The following is a 1,801-nucleotide window of genomic DNA, read 5'->3' as shown; positions in this document are numbered from 1 at the left end:
TAAACTAATAAAACTAACCCTATATTTATGAACACAGTAAAAGGGCTAAGTATACGATTTAGACCCGGAATTTGAAGAGCCCCCGATATCATAATTCCACCAATATAAGCTAAGATAAAATAAACACACTCTAAAAAACCATTACCATAATCGGCCCAGACTAAATAAGCTGCTGGGATAACACAAAACCAGCCACCTAGGCCACCAAACCTAGATAACTGCCTGATAACTTGGTTTGCATAAGCGCGACCTACAAGGCTTGAAGCTTGCTTTTCAACATATACGTTCGTTCCTATGAAATAACCCATCAGAAACCCTAAAAAATAAATCATACGCAGCGACCTTCAGCTTGCCCCAACAGCAATAATATGGCGGTTAAGGTATGTTTACTCTTGCTCATTAAGTATAAGTACTTAGCTAGCTGCATGAATCAACCTCAATCTCAAGATAAGTTACGCCATCTGAATATTTATACCAATAGACAAAGATGATGCCAGCCTCAATTAAAGGAAGGTACCTAGGGTCTGAACACAGACTATTTTTTGTCATCAGCCTCATGCCATCGTTAATAGCTTCAGTTGATGCTCCAATGGACTTAACGTGAGACTCGAACGACTGTTTAGTATGAGAGAATATGGAAGTAACTATAATTTTATTATTGAAGGAGTACGCACCATTTAGAACAATATTTTGGCTCACACGCTGCGGAGCATTCTTTGCTATAGCAAGGGCTACCCCTTTTGATACCTCGCAAATACTCACTCCTTTAATTGTGTTTTCACATACATTAGCAATTGTTTGGTTCGATAGAAAGAATAGGATGACAAACAAGAAAAATGGCTTCATTGAGCTAGATTACTCCGTATCTAACAAAAACGTGGTAAGTCGATATAGTTTGAAATTCTGAAATGTTACTGGATTCCCGTGGCATTCTCCATGAATAAGTTTATAAAGCAAGGTGTTTAAGATCGTAACAGCTTTACCAAATTACACATGTAAGTGAAACTATGACAATTGGGCCAAATCTAAAACGAGTGCCAAAGTCTTCTATTGGCACTTTTCTGACCAAGTCTTGCTTAGAATGGTTAGGCCCAAGTCAGACCATTTATTCTAATAGGCCAGCTTGGGTGCTGACTTTTAGGCATTAGTTATATCGTGACCTAACACGTTTAAAGCTCGTTTTCGCCCTAAAAAAGCATTACCCTGTCTAGCTAAATACTCATTTATAAGTACATAAAACTTTTGCTATAGAGCTTATGCCTGCCAAACAGAAGATTCTTAAAGTTCGTCGCCACTATAACCAGTGGGTGGCTGACCAAACCCTAGAAGATTACGCCTTACGATTCACCGCTCGTAAAGCTCGGCGTATGGGTATTAGCCGTGTCGGCAAAACCGCTTTAGGGGCGACTGCTTTTTTGGCACTTGAAAGCATTGCTGCAGCGGTAACGATTAACTATGGCTTTGTGAATACCATTGCAGCGATGTTAGTCGTTGCAGCGGTTTTCTTTATTACCGGTTTTCCAATTGCTTACTACTCAGCTAAACACGGTTTAGACATTGATCTTTTGACGCGAGGTGCCGGGTTTGGCTACTTAGGCTCCACAGTCACGTCACTTATTTATGCTTCGTTTACTTTTATCTTCTTTGCGATTGAAGCCGCTATTCTCGCATCGGCTTTACATGCCTTGCTGGGTATTCCGCTATCGATCGGGTATTTCATTTGCGCTGTGGCGGTTATCCCTATTGTGATCCGGGGGATTACCACTATTTCGCGTTTTCAAGTCGGGACGCAAACTCTGTG

At 40.7% G+C, this 1,801-nt stretch carries 1 protein-coding gene and 1 pseudogene; one reads left to right on the top strand and one right to left on the bottom strand.

The window, feature by feature from the left end; genetic code table 11:
- Positions 1–332 (bottom strand): hypothetical protein (locus A3766_RS32120; protein ID WP_231882935.1); only part of this gene is annotated, 332 nt, incomplete at its 3' end.
- A 924-nt stretch (positions 333–1,256) separates the two neighbouring features.
- Here A3766_RS32120 and A3766_RS19930 point away from each other — a divergent pair.
- Positions 1,257–1,801 (top strand): annotated as a pseudogene (locus A3766_RS19930) (hybrid sensor histidine kinase/response regulator); the annotation flags it as partial.

The sequence above is a fragment of the Oleiphilus sp. HI0132 genome (genome assembly GCF_001635845.1).
This window is presented reverse-complemented; position numbering and strand designations above follow the sequence as displayed.